Source organism: Steroidobacter gossypii (genome assembly GCF_016801985.1).
Taxonomy (GTDB): Bacteria; Pseudomonadota; Gammaproteobacteria; order Steroidobacterales; family Steroidobacteraceae; genus Steroidobacter; species Steroidobacter gossypii.
On the sequence record NZ_JAEVLS010000001.1, the window covers coordinates 1088672 to 1106221 of the forward strand.

Here is a 17550-nt window from a genome sequence, read left to right on the forward strand (position 1 = left end):
GAGCCAAAGACTCTCAATCAACGATTCCCCAGGCGACGGTAATACTCGGCCACGGCTTCGCGATAACGCGGCGACTCCGGCGACGGCAACGTTGCATGCGCCGGTTTGTCGCCGCGGACGCGAGCCGCGGCATTCAATGCAGTGAGTTCAATCTGATCGATGACCTTCAACATGGCCTCACCCTGCTCGGCCATGGGATCGCCGTTCAAACGTCGCAACTGATTGGCATGGCGACGCAAGGCCTCCAGCTCGGCGGGGGTGAGCTCGCCATCCGTCATGCGATTGGTGAGATCGCGAATGCGTTGACTGATGGCGCTGGTCTGTCGAGCCAGCGAGCCCCGGCCATCTTCGAGAGTGTTGATGCCGCGCGCCGGTACGATCGGATTCCACGCGGACAATCCATTCTGCGCGCCGGCGCTGCCGCCGCGAGAGCTTTGGCGCTGCGACGAGCCGGGTTGTCGCGAGCCGGGCGCGCCGTTGCTGCCGTCGGCCTGCTGACCTTGACTATTTTCGCCGCCCTGTTGGTTTTGCGCGCTGAGCTGCGATTGGCCACCGCCTTGCTCCGATCCATCGCCCTGCTGTGATTGCTGATCGCCGCGTTCGCCCGGCTGGCCTCCGAGGCCCTGTTCCTCGCTGCTCCTCTGCGCACTTCTCACGGCCCGGCGAAGTTCCGCGACCTGCGCCAGCAAATCATCCGTCGTGGCGGCGTCGCGCCTCTGCGATCGTTCGCTCGAAGCCTGAGTTGCGGCTTCGCGCAGATCGTGCTCGAGGTTTTCGAGCGCTTCGGTGATCAAGCCTTCGCGAGGCGCGGCTTCGCGAGCGCGGCCGTAATAGATTTCGGCGGCGCTGCGATTCAATCGATACATCACATCCGAGCCTTCGATATCGCGCACGATTTCACTCAGACGCTGCGTGCTCTTGGGTGTGCCGGCACGATGCTGATGCACGGCGCTGCGCATATCGCCTTGCAAGTTGGACAGCTGGTCCGCCATGCGTTGTTTGGATTCGACCAGGTCCTTGACGCTGCGCTGATTCAGGCCGCCACGACCGCTGGCCCGGAAGCTCGACTCGTTGCTTTGCGACAGCGCCTTGTACAGCTCGCTTTCGATACGACGCTGATCCTCCAGCAACTCGCCGGTGCGGTCGGCGAACTGTTCGAGGGCCTGATCAAGGCGCGACGCTTCGGGCTTGTCGATCTGGCGAAGCGCCTGGCGCAGATGTTTGCTTGCTTCCCGCGCGGACTGCGAGCCCTGCGACTCGCCCGCCTCGTTGGGCTGATTGGCCGCCTTCATGTTCTCCAGCGCCTGGTTGACGGACTGCAACGCCTGCTCGATCTCGGATCTTTCCGAGGCGTTGCTGCCGCTCTGACCACGAGAGCCGGAGCTGGAACCGCTTTGCCCCTGGCGCGATGAATTGCTGGCCTGCTGCTGTTGTGACGAACCTTGCTGCTGCTGACGATTCAGCGCATCGAGCCGACGCCGCAGATCTTCCGCCTCTCGACGCAGCTGTTCCTGCTGCCAGCGCTGTTCCTGCATGGCCCGCGCATTGCGCTGTTCCTGCGCGAGCTTCTCCTGGCGCTCGGCCAGTTCTTTGAGCTTGCGGATCGCCTCGTTCATCTCCTGCTGGGTATTCTGCTGCGACAATTGCGATTCGCTTTCGTACTGGCTTTTTTCCACGTCCATTTCGAGCTCGAACATCTCGGCGAAGTTGCGGGCGCTCTGCGAGCCTTCACCGCCACTCTCCTGTTGCATGGAAACCTGCACTTCGCGGAAGGCTGCTTCGGCGCGCAGCAACTGTTGCAGCGCCTGCTGTTCCGGCGTCACTGCCTGTTGCAGCCGAAATGCAGATAGATGACCGGCCGCAGGCTCCATGAGCCCGGCAGCTCGCTCCAGGCTTTCGACAAACGTTTTCACGCGGTCGTCGGCTTCCACTTCCATGCGAGCGCGGGTTCTTTGCGCCAGCGTGCGTGCCTGTTGCGCCAGGGTGGACTGGAAATCCGCCAGCATGCGCGCGCTGTCTTCCAGCTGTTCGCGTGTGCGGGCGTTACGCTCGTCGCTTCGTTGCAGATTCCAGGTCGCGAGCAGGATCTCGCGTTGACGCTCCGAGATCGCGCCCTGCTCGTCCGCCATGCCACCGCCACCTCCGCCGCCGCCCTGGCCTTGTTTGAAGGTGCGCTCGAACGGCTGGACCTGCACCATGAACAGATCGGTCTGCACCGTCTGCTTGCGATCCTTGGCCACCGCGTAATAAGAGACCAGATCGCCGGGCTGCAGCCGCTGCGCCTCGGTTGCCTTGGCGCCGAGCTCTTCCATGCTCAGCAACGACTGGTTGTCGGCCCGCTGGGTGTTGCCGGCGACCGGCATTTTTTTCCATTCGCCGCCGTTCACCGAATACAGCAAGGAAACATCGCGCAACCTGAAATCGTCCTCCGCCTGGATGTGCACCGGCACTTCCTCGATGCTGGTGGCGCGCCAGTCGCGGCCGGGCTTGCGGATCTGAATGCTGGGTTTTTCGTCGGGCACGATCTCGATTGGATATTCGTCGCTGAGCGCCACGAACTCGTCGGCGACGCGCGCGCCGATCTGATAGGCCCCGGGCTGGTTGACGGCGATCGTGCCGACATTGGCGCGACCTTCCTGCTCCAGCTGCTGACTGCGTCCATCCACGATCAGCGCCGGCGCCTCGAGCGGCGCATCGGCAAACACTTCCACTTTGACGTCGGTGCCCGCGACCGCCCGAATGTCGCGCGATTCTTCATCTGTCAGCGATTCGAGCCCGGTCCATTCAGGATAGGAGTAAGTCAGGCGCACTTTCTGGATACGCGGCAGATCCACCACGCCGATGTGGTGCTCGGCGCTGCGAATGCCATCCGCCTGGACGTAGTAAGCGAGCGGGCCTCGCACGGCGTAAAGTTTGAAATCGTACTGACCTTCTTCACCGGCCCGCATCGGCGCCGCTTCCCATTGCTGCTGATCGGCGAAGCGGACGAAGACTTGTGCCTGCTCGGGTCGAAAGCCATCGGTGGTGGCGCGAATCGCCACATCGCTGTTGCGCCTGACGGTGGCGGTGCCGGGCAAAACATCGATGGTTTTGACGATGATGGCTGCTCGCGGCAACTCGGCGCCCAGCAACAGGTGACGACTGGCGAAGCCCCAATAGGAAGGTCCTACGCTCAGCAACAGCGCCAGCGCGATCACAGCGACGCCGGCGATCGCTGCAGTCGTCAACAACCGATGGCGTGTAACGACGGCGGCGGGCGGCGTTTTTTCTGCGATGCTGGCGGCGTCGGCGGCGAGCAGCTCGATCAGTGGCGTTTTGATGCCTGCAGCTTCGCGGCGCCTGGCATCGAGATAAGTCTGAATGCGACCGCGCTCTTCAGGCAGCCGCTCTTCGAAAACACGTGAGCCTTGATCGCGCGCCAGGCGTCGCAGCGGCAGCCACAACAGCAGCACCACCACGGCCAGCAACAAACATATGAGCGTGATGCGCGCGGAGATCGCGATGGAGGGCGCGAAGTCCCGCCGATTGAACAACCAGACCGCGCCGCACGTGACTAGCAATGTGCCGGCTGCGGCAACCGCTCCGGCGCGCAGGTAGATGTGACTTTGCAGCCGCCGGCGCAATGCGCCCAAGTAGCTTTCGAGTCGTTCACGTGAGGTCATTTGGGAACCTCGCGAAGAATCGCCAGATGACGATTTGCCAGTAGCACTTCCGCCAGCAGCAACAACGCCGCCAGCCACAGCAGCCAGGGACCGAGGGACTTCGGGGTGGCTTCGGGGACTGGAGAAGCGGCGACGGCGGGCGTTTGCTCCTGCACCCGCAACGCCTGCCAGCGCGCGACGTAGTCCGGAGCCAACGTGGTGAGGTCCGATTCCCGTGCATCCACGTTGACCGCCAGCCAGCGCGCGCCTTCGCTGCCGCGAATCTCGTAAAACCCGGCCTGATCGGGAATCAAGCGGTCCGTCGTACTCTGCGCCAGACCCAGCACCCGACGACCCTGTGGATCGAATATCTGCCCGCCGCCGTCCGCGGTCAATCCGGTGAGCACAGTCGAGCCGACCAAAGCGCTGGCGGCCGTCGCCTCGGCGCGAGTCAAGTAGCCGGCGGCCGCGCCAATGAAATGCACGAACAGTGGATGAATGGCCAGATCGTTCCAGCGCCGATCCACCGGCACGGTCAGGATCAACATGCGCCCGGCACCCAACGCGCGCTCGATCAGCAACGGTGTGCCGTCGTCCAGCGCGATCAGAATCTTGTCGTCGGCGGCGGGTTCGATGGAGCGCTGTCGGAAGAATCGCACGCGATTCCAGTCGGCCGCTTCGCGCAGCACCGGATGGGTATCGGTCACATCGCCCACTTTGCCGGTGCGATTACGCACTTCACCGACGTTCAGATTGCCCAGCAACGGACTGTCCTTGTCGATCTGCTCGCCGAGCGTGGTCAGCACCGCGCCGCCGGCCTCCACAAAAGAACGAATGCGCCGGGCCACAGCGCCGGAGAGCGCGCCAGGATCGGTGATCACGACCAGGGAAAATTTGCCAATCCCGCTCGGGCCCATGGAGTTCACGTCGCGTTGTTCGACGCTCAGTCGGGGCGCGGACAGCGAGCCGATCGCGGCGGCGAAGTAAGCCGAATCATCTGCTTCGATGTCGCGCGAGATCAGCAAGGCCGCGGGATCGGCCTGCTCGACGACGGCGAAGAAACGATCGTCCTGAGGCAACTGGTCGGCCGGCTCGAGTCGCACTTCGATTCGATGGGCGCCGGCGCTCAAATTCAGATCGCTGAAGATCACCTTGGTAAATGAGATACCGCTGCTGGCAACAGGTTGCGGCGTGGTTGGCAGCGGTGATCCGGCCCCGGGAGCATTGCCGCCTTCGCCCGCCACCAGCTCGGGTTGCGCGGCGGCGGGAGGCAAGGTCACTGTTTTTCTCGACACCTCCTTGTCGTCGACCAACAGGATCACATCGCGTTGTTGCGGCTGGGTGACGGAGTTGCCGATTCTCGCCTGTAGCGATTGCGCGTCCGAAGGCTGCAGCGATGCGTCTGCGACATAGACGTTGTCCGCAGTGGAGTCGCTCACATCGTGTATCGTCAGCTGGGTCTGCGCGGGCAGCTGCAAATCCGCGAAGCGCAGCGGCGCCGCGCTTCGTTGCAAATCCGAAATCAAGTGCAACACCACTTTGGGTCGCGGCGAGCCCAGCCATGCATTGGCCGTGCTCATTGCGTATCCATAATCGAGTCGCTCGATGCCGGGCTCGAGATTCTGCAACGCTGCGCGCACCGCGCCGGCGTTTCCTGCCTGCGTGCTTTCGTGGACTACCGCAATTCGCCGACCCGAGCCTGACAGCAACATCAGCCGATCCGAGGATGGCGCCTCAGCGATCACTCGCTCGGCCGCTTCGAGCGCACGCTGCCAGCGAGGGCCATGCTGCATCGATAAGGAAGTATCGACGAGAAGGGCGTGCAGCTGAGCGTTGGCATTCGGCTGAGGCACCATGCGCGCTGTCAGCAACGGGCCGGCGAACGCGAGCACCAGCGCAATCAGCAACAGAATACGAGTCGCCAACAGCAACCAGTAACGCAGGGTGCGCTTCGCGGTCCGCTGGGTTTCGCTCGCTTCCAGCAGCATGAGCGAGGCGAATGGATGCTGTGTCGGATTGGCGCGCGCCACGCGATGCAGCCACAGCGGTACGCCGATGGCGAGCAGACCCAGCAGGAAGGCGGGCGCCAGGAACATTTACGTTCGCCCCTCTCTGAGCAGCAGATAGCGCCGCAACGCGTTGTCGAGAGGTTCGTCCGTGGTGATCAACAGCTGATGCGCGCCGACGTTGGCGGCCGCGCGACGCAGCGACTGCAAGTGATCGTCGAGACGCTGCCGATATTCTCCGTTGAGAAATTCGGGCGATACATTGAGGGTCTGTCGTGTCTCGATGTCCTCGAGCAGCACCGACTCACGCCAGTTCGGGCGCATCTCCTGCGGATCGAGCAGCTGGAACAACATGATGTCGTGACCGCGATACGCCAGCGGCTGCACGGCTCTGCTCATGGCGGCAGGATCGCAATAGAGATCCGAGATCACCGCCACCAGTCCGCGACGCGACAGGTGCTCGCCGAAACGCTGGAAACAAGCTTCCAGGTCGGTGCCATTGCCGGGCGTCACTGCATCGATGGCGTGGATCATTGCGATCAAGCTGCCCGCACGGCTGGTGGCAGGGCGGAAAGCGCGCACCTGCTCATCGAACACGATCAGTCCGACCGGATCGTGCTGCCGAGCCGCGAGATAGGCGAGCGCGGCGGCGAGATACTTCCCATACTGCAGCTTGGTGATCGAGTGCGAGCCGTAGCCCATCGAGGCGCTGGCGTCCAGCAGGATCATCAGGCGCGTGTTGGTCTCGCCTTCGTAGCGACGTATATAAGTGCGCTCAGTGCGGGCAAACACATTCCAGTCGACGAAGCGCGGATCGTCGCCTTCCACATAGGCGCGATACTCCTTGAACTCCTGACTGAAGCCGTAATGGGGCGAGCGGTGCAGTCCGGTGAGGAAGCCTTCGACGGCGGTGCGCGCGATCAGCTCCAGATTCGCCAGTCCGGCCAGCGTTTCAGGCGGCAACAGGCGATTGGAGGCGGTGGCGTTCACGGCTCGATCACCTCGCGCAGCACCTCGTCGACGCTTCTGCCGTCGGACTCCGCTTGATAGTTCGTGAGCACACGGTGCCTCAGCACCGGCAATGCCAGCGCACGCAGATCGTCGTTGGTGACGTGATAACGCCCTTCCATCAAGGCTCGCGCCTTGGCGGCGAGACATAGGAACTGGGTTGCTCGAACACTGGCGCCATAGCGAACATAGCGACGCACGGCCTCGGGAGCACTTGCTTCGCGGGGCCGCGTCGAACGCACCATCTCCACCGCCTTGCGCCGGACTTCGTCCGAGAGCGGCACCTGCCGCACCAGCCATTGGAATCTCACGATCTCCTCGGCGTTGGTGCACGGCTCCACCTGTGGGCTCGTCATGCGCGAAGTGTTGCGATCCACCACTTCCAGCTCATCGTCGACGCTGAGGTAGTCCAGCAGCACGTTGAACAGGAACCGATCCAGCTGCGCTTCGGGCAACGGATAGGTGCCTTCCAGCTCGATGGGATTCTGCGTGGCCAGCACGAAGAACGGTTCGCCCAGAGTGTGCGTGGTTCCGCGCACTGTCACGGAATGTTCCTGCATCGCTTCGAGCAACGCCGCCTGGGTTTTCGGCGGGGTGCGATTCACTTCGTCGGCGAGCAGCACATTGGCGAACAGCGGGCCGGGCACGAAGCTCCAGCGCCGGTGACCGGTGGTGATATCTTCTTCGATGATGTCGGTGCCGGTCACATCGGTAGGCATCAGATCGGGCGTGAACTGGATGCGCTTGAACGTCAGGCCGAGCGACGTCGCCAGCGTTTTCACCAGCAGGGTCTTGGCGGTGCCGGGCATGCCCGTGATCAAACAATGTCCGCCCACCAGCAGCGTCAGTAGCAAATAATCGACTACTTCCTGTTGGCCGACGATGACGCGCCGGACCTGCCCGCGAATCGCACCGATGCGATCGCGGAACAACTCCACCAGCGCAGCGGTGTCCTGCTCGGTCGGGACATCGGTTTTCATCAAGTACGCTCCTCGATCATTTGCAGCAGCAGAGCTTGCGCAGGCTTGTAGTGTGGGGCAGTGGCGAGCGCATCCAGCAGGTGACGGCGACTGCCGGATTGATCGCCTAACTCGCGCAAGGCGCGCGCCATGCCAAAGTGAGCGGGTGCTTGATCGAGCGTGTTCAGCGCAAGCAGCGCCTGGAACTCGCGGAACGCTTCTTCGGCGCGACCTGCAGTGAGCAATCGCTCGCCAAGCTGCGAATGCAACTCGGCATTGAGCGGATCGGCATAGTTGAGCGACACCAGCACGTCGGTAGCGTCACTCGCCCGACCCGCTTCATCCAGCCAGCGTGCCAGCTCTTTCAATGCGGTCGGATCCCAACCGCCGGCGCGTCGATAATCTTCCAGCGCCACGATGGCGTCGGGCCGGCGATTCAGCTTGTCCAAGGCACGCGCCAGCATGAGATGAGCGCTGTCTCCGCCGACATTCTCCGGATAAAGCGCGACGGCGCGACGCGCAGGTTCGACCACATCGCTCCAACGTTCCTTTTGCAGCGCCTGCCGCGCCGTCTGTTGCTGCTGCTGCCATTCACTGAAGTTGGCGAGCACATTGGCGAAGCGCGTGCGAACGAATGTATCGAACTCCTTGTCGAACGCCGCTGGCGCGATCTTGAACGTCGCCTCGATGGCCGCGGCCGTGGAGCGTTTGCCATCGAACTGCCGCAACAGCACGCCCAGTTGCTCGAAGCCCCAGCGCTGTTCGATGAACAGACACACCAGGCCCGACTGCATGTACGAGATCTGCACCTGGTTGGGATAGCTCGGGCGGATGAAACCCGAATCCAGCTCGGCGATGGGCAGGAATTGTTTCTTGTCGAGCGCGGCGATGGTTTCCGGCGGCACCGCCACTCCGGGCGTCGGCCCGGTGCGCCATTCTTCGAACACCGAGATGCCTTCGCTCAGCCAGCGCGGCACGTGATGGTCGGTGGCTTCCAGGGTGAACACGTGCGCCATCTCGTGCCACAGCGTGCTGCCCCAATGGAAATCTCCCGGCGCGCGACCGGACGGGCTGTCCATCGCTACCACATAACCAAACGTCACACCGAGCAGACCGATGCCGGGCAGGGCCGCCACGCGAACCGCGAAGTCGTCGTGATCCGGGTACATCTCGACGGTCACCGGCTCGCGCAATTTGAAGCCGTAACGCTGTGTGAAGCTTTCGATGCTGCGGGCGGTGAGACTCAAGACGTACGGGCGCAGCACCTCGGCTTCTTTCTTATGCAGCCGCAACTGAACTTCATACGTGTCCTGCGCGATCGTCACTGGATCCACGCTGACCGAGAACTCGCCGATTCGATCCAACAGTCGCAGTGAGTTCACGGTGGTCGGGCTGTAAGGATCGCCGGAGTAGGCCGCCTGCAGATGAGTGCGTGCCTCCTCGACGTTCCCCAGCCGCAGCAGGTTGGAGCCCAACTCGGCATGCGCGCTCCAGAGGTCCGGCTGCACTTCGACCGCCTGCCGCAGCAGAGCGGTCGCTTCCTTATATCGGCGACGCATGATCTCGAAGTGAGCCAGTTGCTCATACACCGCGCCGTAGCGTGGGTTGTAGTCGAGGATGCGTTCGACCCACTGATCGGGCGAGTTGCCGCGAGACATCTCCAGCGAAGCGCGCAGCGCATACACCTCCAGCGGCGGCAGCTTTTCTTTGCTGACCAGCCGCATCGCGCGATCCAGCGCCTTCCCGGCGTCCTCGAGCTTGCCTTCTTCCAGATCCATCGATGCGCTCAGCAGATGCGCCTCGATCAGATCGCCATCCACCTTGAGCGCTTCATCGACCAGCGGCCGCGCCTGGCCTTCGAAACGCTCGGCATACACGCCGGCGAGACCGAGCTTGGCGTGCACGTCGTTGGGAAACACACGCAACGCTTCGCTGAACACCTGAGCTGCGTCGGAGTACTGATGGGTCTGAAGAAACAATCGCGCCCAGCGCACCCGGGGCTGCACGGCGCGCTCGTTGTTCTGGACGGTATTGCGGAAGATCTCGTTGGCGCGCTTGATGTCACCCAGCGCCCACGCCGCTTCTGCCTGCACGATCGGAGTGTTCGATTCGAGCAGCTTCATGTAACAAGTGCGTGCCTGCTCGGTGCGGCCGCGATAGCGCTGATCGTCGCAGGGACGCAGCTCCACCGCGCGTCGCGGATCGTAGTCGATGGACTGCGCACCCACAGCCGCGGCGAACACGGACAAGATGAACGCGATCGACAGCTGCCGCCTCATGACCCGCCTCCGCCCATTCTGGAATCGATCTCTTTTTGCAGCAGGGCCAGGCGCACCAGCACTTCTTCGAGCTGATCGTAGTATTGATTCTCGGGCAGCGACGCCTTCTGCCCTTTCACGCGATCGAGATCCTGTTCGATGGCGCCTCGTTGTGACAGCAGCGCTGCGACTTCGGGATTGTCGGGCGCCAGGGCGGCGCTGCCGAGCCGGGCGATGGTGAAGCGGCCCGCGTCGTCGCCTTCCATACGTGCATGCTCGGTCGCCATCGCCGTCTCCGACTTGAAGGCCGCTTCGACTTGATTGGTCGCGAAGGCATACGCTTCAGCCGCGGTGACGATCTGGTCTTTATTGGTATCGGCAGCATCTGAGGCGACCGCTTGCGCCCAATACTGGGCAAAGCGCGTCGCCGTGCGCTCGCCACCGCTCTTGGTCGCAGTGATCACGACGCGTCGTGGCTTCTGCCATCGCTCGAGCACGGCGCCGCTGGCGCTGGTGGCGTTGATGATCAGTTGATCTCGCGCAGGCAACTCATCGAACAGCCGCGCCAGTTCCGTGTCGGTGAGATCGGGACCGGGCAGATTGAACCGATAGTTCTCGCCGTCGTAACTGCCATGACCGATGAGCACGACCACCGCGGCGTCGTCGGCATTCATGCGAGCGGCGAGCTTCTTGATCTCGCGTTTAACGGATTCGGCGCGAGCTCCACCGCCGCTCAGCGAGACGACATTGTTGGAGCTGCCGGCGGCTGTCTCCGCCGCACTCGCCACCGCCACGGCGTATTCACGAAATTTCTGTTCATACGCCGGCTCGCCGCCCAACCCTGCAATGACGACGGTGTAGGTAGCAGCGGAAGCGGGCAACGCCAGCATAGCGATGAACGAGGCGAGCGCGAGGCGAGGGAAGTCGCTCACAGTCGCCCCCACCGCAATCGCAACAGCCATTCAGCCAACTTCAGCGCCAGCAAGGTCAGGAACACGATGGGCAGATTCCACAGGTCCAGCGTCTGGCGCTCGACGATGCCGGCCTTGGAATAAGGAATGGCGCCGGCCAGCCCGTCCAGATCGCTCAACGGCCAATAGCGTCCGCCGGTGGCGTTGGCGATGCGTTCGAGCAGATCGCGGTGCTGATAGGTGGCAAAGTGCTCGGCCACGCCGTCGTTACGCAATACGTGCGTTATGGCGGTCCCGACCTCTTTATCAGCGACGCGTGCACTCATTTCGATGCGATACAGGCCGGCGGAGGCAGCATCGAGGGTCGCGGTATAGCGACCATCGCCTTGCCCGGAGGGTTGCATGATCTGGCTGAACGCGGTGTCGCGCTCTGGCGCTACATGCAATTCGACCGTGGCGTCGCTGATGGGTTCGAAGCGCTCGTCGCGCACTTCGGCTTCCAGACGCACCATGCGCTCGTCCTCATACACCGTACGCTCGCTGTTCACGGTCACGCGCGACGGCGCTGTCGAAGCAATGGCATGCATGAGCTGTCGCCAGAACATTTCGTGGCTCTGATCCTCGGAAGGCATGCGCATCTGCCAGCGCATGGTGCTGGCGGTGGCCAATATATAAGTCGCGCCACGCCCATAGTGTTGCCAAACCAGCAAGGGGGAACGCCCCTGCTGGCCGTTTGCTTCCAACAACACGATGGCGCCCGGCTTGAGCCGACCCAGCGACTGGTAATCGGCCAGCGGCGGCAAGTTCTTCCAACGGTCCAGGTTCCGCTTGGGGTCGCCGTCCAGCCGGGGGATGGTGGATTCGGCGCCATAGATCGTCAGCTGCGCCTGGCCTTGCCGTTGTACGAACTGCGCCGGTTGCCGGCCAGTGAGTTGCACGGGCAGCGTCTGTGCCAATGCCGCGTTCTGCCAGCCGCCGGCGGAAAGTCCGTAACGACCGGCCAGCATCAACACCGAGCCGCCGCGCTTGTCGACGAATTCCTTGAGCAATCGGTGTTGCTCGGTGCGGAGTGCTGCTGCTTCGTAGCTGCCGATGATGACCGCGTCGTAACCGAACAGCTCGGCGGCGTCGGAGGGAAAGCCGTCGACCAGCTCGTCCGGGGAATTCACCCCCTGGCGGTAATGTTTGTTGGGGGTGGTGCGGACGATGCTGGCGACGCGCAAGGCGCGATCGCGATCCACCGCCCGCCGCAGGAACTTGTATTCCCAGCGCGGCTCGCCTTCGACGTACAGGATGTTGCGTCGAGTCGCGGGAACATTCACTACGCGAGTGCGCGTGTTGTTGATCACGTTGCGCTCGCCTTCCAATGGATCGAGCACGAAGCGCAATTCGTGCGTGCCGGCCTGGCCGGCGGGAAGGTCCAGCGATAACTGCGTGGTCGGGGCGTCGGGGCGCAGTTTCACGTCACGGGCTGCTACCAGATTGTCACGATCGTAAACGCGCAGGCGCGCCTGCGCGGCGCCGTTGTGACGAATGCCGATCTGCGCGTCGATGGTCGAGCCGGCCGGCGCCGTGCTGGCGACTTCGACGCGCTCGAGCTCCAGATCGTCGGTCATTTGTTCGGGGCCGATGCCGACAGTGTGAACGGGCACGCCGTACGAGGCGATCTCGGCGAGCCGCTCTTCGCTCAACGTGTTGCCGTTTTCCGCACCGTCGCTGAACAGGATGACTCCGGCCAGCGGCGCGCTGCCGGCGCTTTGCAAGACTTGAGTGAGCGCGTCGCCGATGCGCGTCTGCCTTCCAGGTGCTGGCATCGAGTCCAACGAATCCAGCGGCGTGGTGGATTGCGCGAATCCGAACAAGCGGACCGCGAAGGTTTTTTCCAGCCGCGGCAGGGTGTCGTTCTGCAAGGCGGCGGCAACTTCCTGAAGGCGGGACTGGCCGGCCGCGCCATACGCCATGCTGGCCGACGCGTCGACCGCGATGGCCAGTTCGTTTTCGCGATCCCGAACGCGCTCCACGTTCAGGACCGGTCGCCACAACAGGCACAGGATCAAGGCGATCAGCGCGGTCTGGAGCACGCCCACCGGAACCAACAGCGACCAGCCCAGTGCACGCCGCCGCCACAGCGTCCAGGCGACCAGCGCCGCGCCCACCAGAATCGAGGTTATGAGCAGCCCTATCGGCCATGCGCTCGCAAACGCGAACGTGCCGGTTCGATACGCCCAGATGGGATGAGTGAACAGCCGCTCGAACACTGGCCAGTAATAGGCGAAGCGCCCGCCGGAACGCAAGCCACAATCCTGCTCAATTGCGTGAAGAAGCAGTTAGCGCTGGTCGCTGCTGAACGCGAGCCGCCAGATGCGGAACCGACGCCGCGCTCATGCGTACTGGTTTGACTTATAAGCCGCGAACCTGAAGAACCCATGGCCAGCGAATCCCTGCACGAGAGCGCCGAGGCGCTGCGTCCCGAAACCATCGATCGGCACCGCGCCGTGTCCTCTTTGATGGAGGAGCTGGAAGCGGTGGATTGGTACGACCAGCGCATCGATGCCGCCACCGACGCCGAGCTCCGAGACATCCTGTCCCACAACCGCGACGAGGAAAAAGAACACGCTGCCATGGTGCTGGAGTGGCTGCGCCGGCGCGATCCCAAGCTCGACGAGCATCTGCGCACCTACCTGTTCACGTCCAAGCCCGTGCTCGAGATCGAGGAGGAGGCCGAGGGCGCCGAGGGCGCCGAGAAAGGCAACGGCAATGGCGACGGCTGCCTGAACATCGGCAGTCTGCGTGGCGAACAACAAAGCCCGATCCGCCACCTCTGGCGCATGGGAACAGGAATCGAATCATGAACGAACTGCTGCGGGATCACGCGCCCATCGCCCCCGAAGCGTGGAAGGAAATCGACGCCGAGGCCAGGCGCACGCTGACCACATTGTTGGCCGCGCGCCGGCTGGTGGACTTCAAAGGTCCGCTGGGCTGGAACGCCTCGGCGGTCTCGACCGGCCGAACGCGCACCTTGTCGCCGTCCCTGCAGGAAGGCGTGGTGTCGAAGCTGCGCCTGTCGCTGCCGTTGATCGAGATCCGCATTCCCTTCGAGGTGGATCGCGAGGAGCTGGACGCGATCGGTCGCGGCGACACCAATCCCGATCTGGATTCAGTGCGTAACGCGGCACGCGCTGCTGCGATCGCCGAAGATCGCGCCATCTTTCAAGGCTATCCCGCCGGACAGATCGAAGGCATCTTCCCCGCCGCGGCAAGCCAGGGTCTGACCATTCCCTCCGACTTCGGCGCGTATCCCGACATAGTTGCCGAAGCTACCCATCGATTGCGGAGCGAAGGCGTCAGCGGACCGTACGGAATCGCACTCGGCCCGCGCTGTTTCACCGGACTGACCCGCAGCACGCTGCGGGGCTACCCAGTCATCAATCATGTGCGCGAACTGGTCGACGGTCCCATCGTCTGGGCGCCGGCGGTCGACGGTGCGGTGGTGATGAGCCTGCGCGGCGGCGATTTCGAGTTGGTCGTCGGCCAGGATTTCTCGGTGGGTTATCTCGACCACACCAGCAGCTCGGTGTTGCTCTATTTGCAGCAGAGCTTCACGTTCCGAGTGCTGGCTCCGGAAGCGGCCGTGCCGCTGACTTATGCGAGCGCGAATGTGGCCTCGGATGTCCCGGCCAAATAGCCACGGCGTCACGGCAGGACAATCCGTGACTTGAGTCCTTGCTCGCACTCTGATCGCGCGTGTCTGATGCAGGCTGCCTACGCTTGGGGCGGGCGGCCTTGGCTGAACGCGCGCATCGAGCGGTTCCTGCCGATGGAATCCGCTATCCTTGGCGACCGGGCACAAGACTTGCTGTAACAAGGGCGTGCCATCCTTAGCTCGCCTTACGTGCCGCCGCTGCGACGGCCTTCGACCATGCGCCTGCCTTCCCTGAAGTTCCTGAAGACGTTCCAAGTCGCCGCCACCCGCCTGAGTTTCAAGGAGGCCGCCGACGAGCTGTGCATCACGCCCTCGGCGGTCAGCCACCAGGTCAAGGGGCTGGAAGAGCAACTCGGCGTCGCGCTGTTCGAGCGCGGCCCGAGCTCGCTCACCTTGACCGAGGCCGGCGAGAGCTATGTGCGGCACCTGGAAAAGGTGTTCTCCCGGCTGGAAGCGGTCACCGAACAGTTGCGCATTCGTTATGGCCGCGACGTGGTCCGTCTGCACATTCCGCCGTTCTTCGCCACCGAGATGCTGCTGCCGCGCCTGCCTTCCCTTCTGGAAGCGCGGCCGGAGATGGACGTACATATCAATACGGTCGCCGGCACGCTGGAGACGCATCCGGCCGAGGCGGACCTGTCCATCGTGGTGGACACATCGCCCGAAGAAGAGCACGACAACGATCACGACTGGTGCAAGTTGTTCTCGCAGACGTTTGTGCCGGCGTGCTCGCCCACGTTGTTACAGCGCCTGCCCATCCAAACGGTGCAGGACCTGAACAAACATACGCTGATCATTCACGAAGCACGCCGTGACAGCTGGCAGCGTTGGGCGCAAACGCATGGCATCGACTTGCGCCCCAAGAGCATCGTGCGCTTCGACTCCATGAACACCGCGGCGGAAGCTGCCGAGCACGGTGTAGGCGTCGCGCTGGTCTCGTCACGGCTCGGTAACGAACGTTTCGCGGAAGGCACGCTGGTGAAGTTGTTCGATCGCGAGCTGGAAACCGGCGAAAGCTACTATCTCATCTTGCGAAGGGAAGACGCCGAGCGGCCCAACGTCAAGGCGCTGCGGCAGTGGCTGATCGAAGAGTTCAGCGTTTCGGCATGAAACAATAAGCGCCTGCGCCCGCAGGCGAGTGACACGAAGCGTCACCTGGTTGACGTTTTTGTCTCACGTCCGCGCCGTTCGGCGCACGACGATATTTCCTTGGCTGATAGAAGTTTCAGTTTTGTTTCTTCCGCCGCAGGCGATCACGCGTCGGGCGGTCGGGGATTGCCTGCATGAGCGCGTTTGTGGCCAGCATGAAATCTTCTCGTTTGTCGGCGTGACGCTGCGCTTCTACAGTGGCGCCATTCGACAACGACATGTTTTCCCGGGGGTGCGTTACAACTTTTGGGAGATCGCTTTGATGAATACTCGTATCAGTAAATCTGTTGCTATCGCCGTCGCCACTTTGGCCTGCGCCGCTCCGTTCGCCAGCCAGGCGGGCAGTTCCGAAGCGGCCGCCATGGACACCTGCATCAACGCGTTCGTCGCAGCCAGTCTGCCGAAGGAACAGCCGGTGCGCGTGCAGAAGCAAGAGGCGGCGCCCAGCCCGCTGGCGTTTTACTCGCGCGGTTACAAGATTTATGTGAGCGCCAAGGGCGTGGAGAGCGGCAAGTATCTGGCCCGCGGCACCTGCCTGGTCGACAGCAGCGGTCAAGTGGTCGCGCTGAACGGCAAGCCGCTGTCGCAGAAGCTGGCCGCCCGCTGAGACGAACTGTTCATCCAACAATCTGAACGGCGTCACTCATGAGAGTGACGCCCAGGCTTCCCACTCCGGGAGCGTGCGCGACTGTCATTCCCCCTGCAGCTTCCGCACTAGCATGGACCCGCTAACTCCCGGAGTGGCTTTCTACCGATTCGCACTACTTCCCGATTTGTTCCCTCGCTGGCGATTTTATTTTGTCCGATCATTACGGTAACTCGGACCCATCGTCTCATACGCTTCGCGCACACTGACCCGAGGAAAGCATCGAGGTCTTTGGTTCCATGCACGCAGCGGAGCGCGTCGTCCAAGAACGTCGTAGCGGTATCGAGCGCCGGGAACACACCGTCGCTGCGTACTGGCGTGGCGCTCTGAATCCCCGCCGCCGCGCCGGCCGGCGTGCATCCGATCGCTACTACGCCATCATCGATTGGCATTCGCCGCGCGTGCTGGCTTTGGTGATGCTGATCCTCGGCTTGTCGACGCTGGACGCAGTGCTGACCCTACTGCTGATCTCGCAGGGCGCGAGTGAAATGAATCCGGTGATGGCGCTGTTCGTGCCGGACAAGCTGGGCTGGTTCGCCGCGGTCAAGCTCGGCCTGACCAGTCTGGGCACGTTGGTGCTGGTGGCCTGCGCCCGGATGAAGGTGTTCAGATTGTTTCCAGGCGAGCTGCTGCTGTACCTGGTGGTGGCGTGTTATATCGCGCTGATCGGCTACGAATTGTTTCTGCTCGAAAACCCGCCGCCGCTGCACTGATCAAGCTCTGGTCAAGCGCCGGTCAAGCGCTAGTCAAGCTCTGGGGTGGGCGGCGCTGGCTCGATAGCCGCCGACGTAAAGGCGAAAGGCGAAGTAGGTCCAGGCGGACAACGTGCCGCTGACCACGGCGGTGACGAAGTGTTCGGCATCGAACAAGCTGGCCGTCACCACGACGATGCCGAGCATGGACAAGGTCGCCTGCCCGAGGCGCAGTTCCCAACGATCCACGTAATGCATATACGCCGGCGCGCATGCGGCGATCCGAGTACGGTGCGGGTCGAAGCCGAACAGCTGCGACAGCAGCATGTAGCTGCTGACGCCAACCAGACTCCATAGCGCCACGCGCCACAGATCCACCGTCTTGGCGGACAACGACACATAAACGGTCGCGGCCAGCAAGAACAACGCAACAGCGATCAGGGCGTGCAGCTTGCGCGAGTGCATGGCGTAGGACCGTGAAGGAAAGGTGAGGCAGGTATAGCGCCGTCACTTTGCCATTTCCGTGATGCACGTCAAAGCGCCGGGGCCCTGAGCCGCGATGGGCGTTTATTCGCAG

At 63.2% G+C, this 17550-nt stretch carries 13 protein-coding genes; 5 read left to right on the forward strand and 8 right to left on the reverse strand.

Annotated features, from left to right (window positions below):
- Positions 1-17: 17 nt before the first annotated feature.
- The 7 genes from JM946_RS04675 to JM946_RS04705 are packed head-to-tail and all read right to left on the reverse strand — an operon-like array spanning position 18 to position 13077.
- On the reverse strand, positions 18-3662 hold the full coding sequence (locus tag JM946_RS04675) for a DUF4175 family protein (protein ID WP_203165970.1): 3645 nt from the start codon (positions 3660-3662) through the stop codon (positions 18-20).
- Entirely contained in the window at positions 3659-5737 is a 2079-nt protein-coding gene (locus JM946_RS04680) for a vWA domain-containing protein (RefSeq protein WP_203165971.1), read from the reverse strand. Before JM946_RS04680 ends, JM946_RS04675 begins: the two co-directional genes overlap by 4 nt.
- Positions 5738-6637, reverse strand: a complete 900-nt coding sequence (locus JM946_RS04685) for a DUF58 domain-containing protein (RefSeq protein ID WP_203165972.1) — start codon at positions 6635-6637, stop codon at positions 5738-5740. It abuts the gene before it with no gap.
- Positions 6634-7635 (reverse strand): AAA family ATPase, encoded by a 1002-nt coding sequence (locus JM946_RS04690; protein WP_203165973.1) that lies wholly within the window; start codon positions 7633-7635, stop codon positions 6634-6636. Before JM946_RS04690 ends, JM946_RS04685 begins: the two co-directional genes overlap by 4 nt.
- A complete protein-coding gene (locus JM946_RS04695) occupies positions 7635-9893 on the reverse strand; it encodes a tetratricopeptide repeat protein (protein WP_203165974.1) in 2259 nt (752 codons plus the stop codon). The genes JM946_RS04690 and JM946_RS04695 overlap by 1 nt, the downstream gene beginning before the upstream one ends.
- Complete coding sequence (locus JM946_RS04700; RefSeq protein ID WP_203165975.1) at positions 9890-10834, reverse strand: hypothetical protein; 945 nt, start codon at positions 10832-10834, stop codon at positions 9890-9892. The genes JM946_RS04695 and JM946_RS04700 overlap by 4 nt, the downstream gene beginning before the upstream one ends.
- Entirely contained in the window at positions 10801-13077 is a 2277-nt protein-coding gene (locus JM946_RS04705) for a VWA domain-containing protein (RefSeq protein WP_203165976.1), read from the reverse strand. The genes JM946_RS04700 and JM946_RS04705 overlap by 34 nt, the downstream gene beginning before the upstream one ends.
- 132 nt (positions 13078-13209) lie before the next feature.
- Here JM946_RS04705 and JM946_RS04710 point away from each other — a divergent pair, with 132 nt between their 5' ends.
- The 5 genes from JM946_RS04710 to JM946_RS04730 all read left to right on the forward strand — a co-directional run bounded on the left by JM946_RS04710 (position 13210) and on the right by JM946_RS04730 (position 16994).
- Positions 13210-13635, forward strand: a complete 426-nt coding sequence (locus JM946_RS04710; RefSeq protein WP_203165977.1) for an encapsulin-associated ferritin-like protein — start codon at positions 13210-13212, stop codon at positions 13633-13635.
- Complete coding sequence (locus JM946_RS04715; protein WP_203165978.1) at positions 13632-14468, forward strand: family 1 encapsulin nanocompartment shell protein; 837 nt, start codon at positions 13632-13634, stop codon at positions 14466-14468. The genes JM946_RS04710 and JM946_RS04715 overlap by 4 nt, the downstream gene beginning before the upstream one ends.
- A 234-nt stretch (positions 14469-14702) precedes the next feature.
- Positions 14703-15596, forward strand: a complete 894-nt coding sequence (locus tag JM946_RS04720; RefSeq protein ID WP_203165979.1) for a LysR substrate-binding domain-containing protein — start codon at positions 14703-14705, stop codon at positions 15594-15596.
- Positions 15597-15897: 301 nt separating this feature from the next.
- Positions 15898-16242 carry a hypothetical protein gene (locus tag JM946_RS04725; RefSeq protein WP_203165980.1) on the forward strand — a complete coding sequence of 115 codons (345 nt, stop codon included), beginning with the start codon at positions 15898-15900 and terminating at the stop codon, positions 16240-16242.
- Positions 16243-16520: 278 nt separating this feature from the next.
- Positions 16521-16994, forward strand: coding sequence for a DUF5658 family protein (locus JM946_RS04730; RefSeq protein WP_203165981.1), 474 nt, complete (start codon positions 16521-16523; stop codon positions 16992-16994).
- Positions 16995-17027: 33 nt separating this feature from the next.
- Here JM946_RS04730 and JM946_RS04735 read toward each other — a convergent pair whose 3' ends face one another.
- Positions 17028-17438, reverse strand: a complete 411-nt coding sequence (locus tag JM946_RS04735; RefSeq protein WP_203165982.1) for a hypothetical protein — start codon at positions 17436-17438, stop codon at positions 17028-17030.
- Positions 17439-17550: the final 112 nt, after the last annotated feature.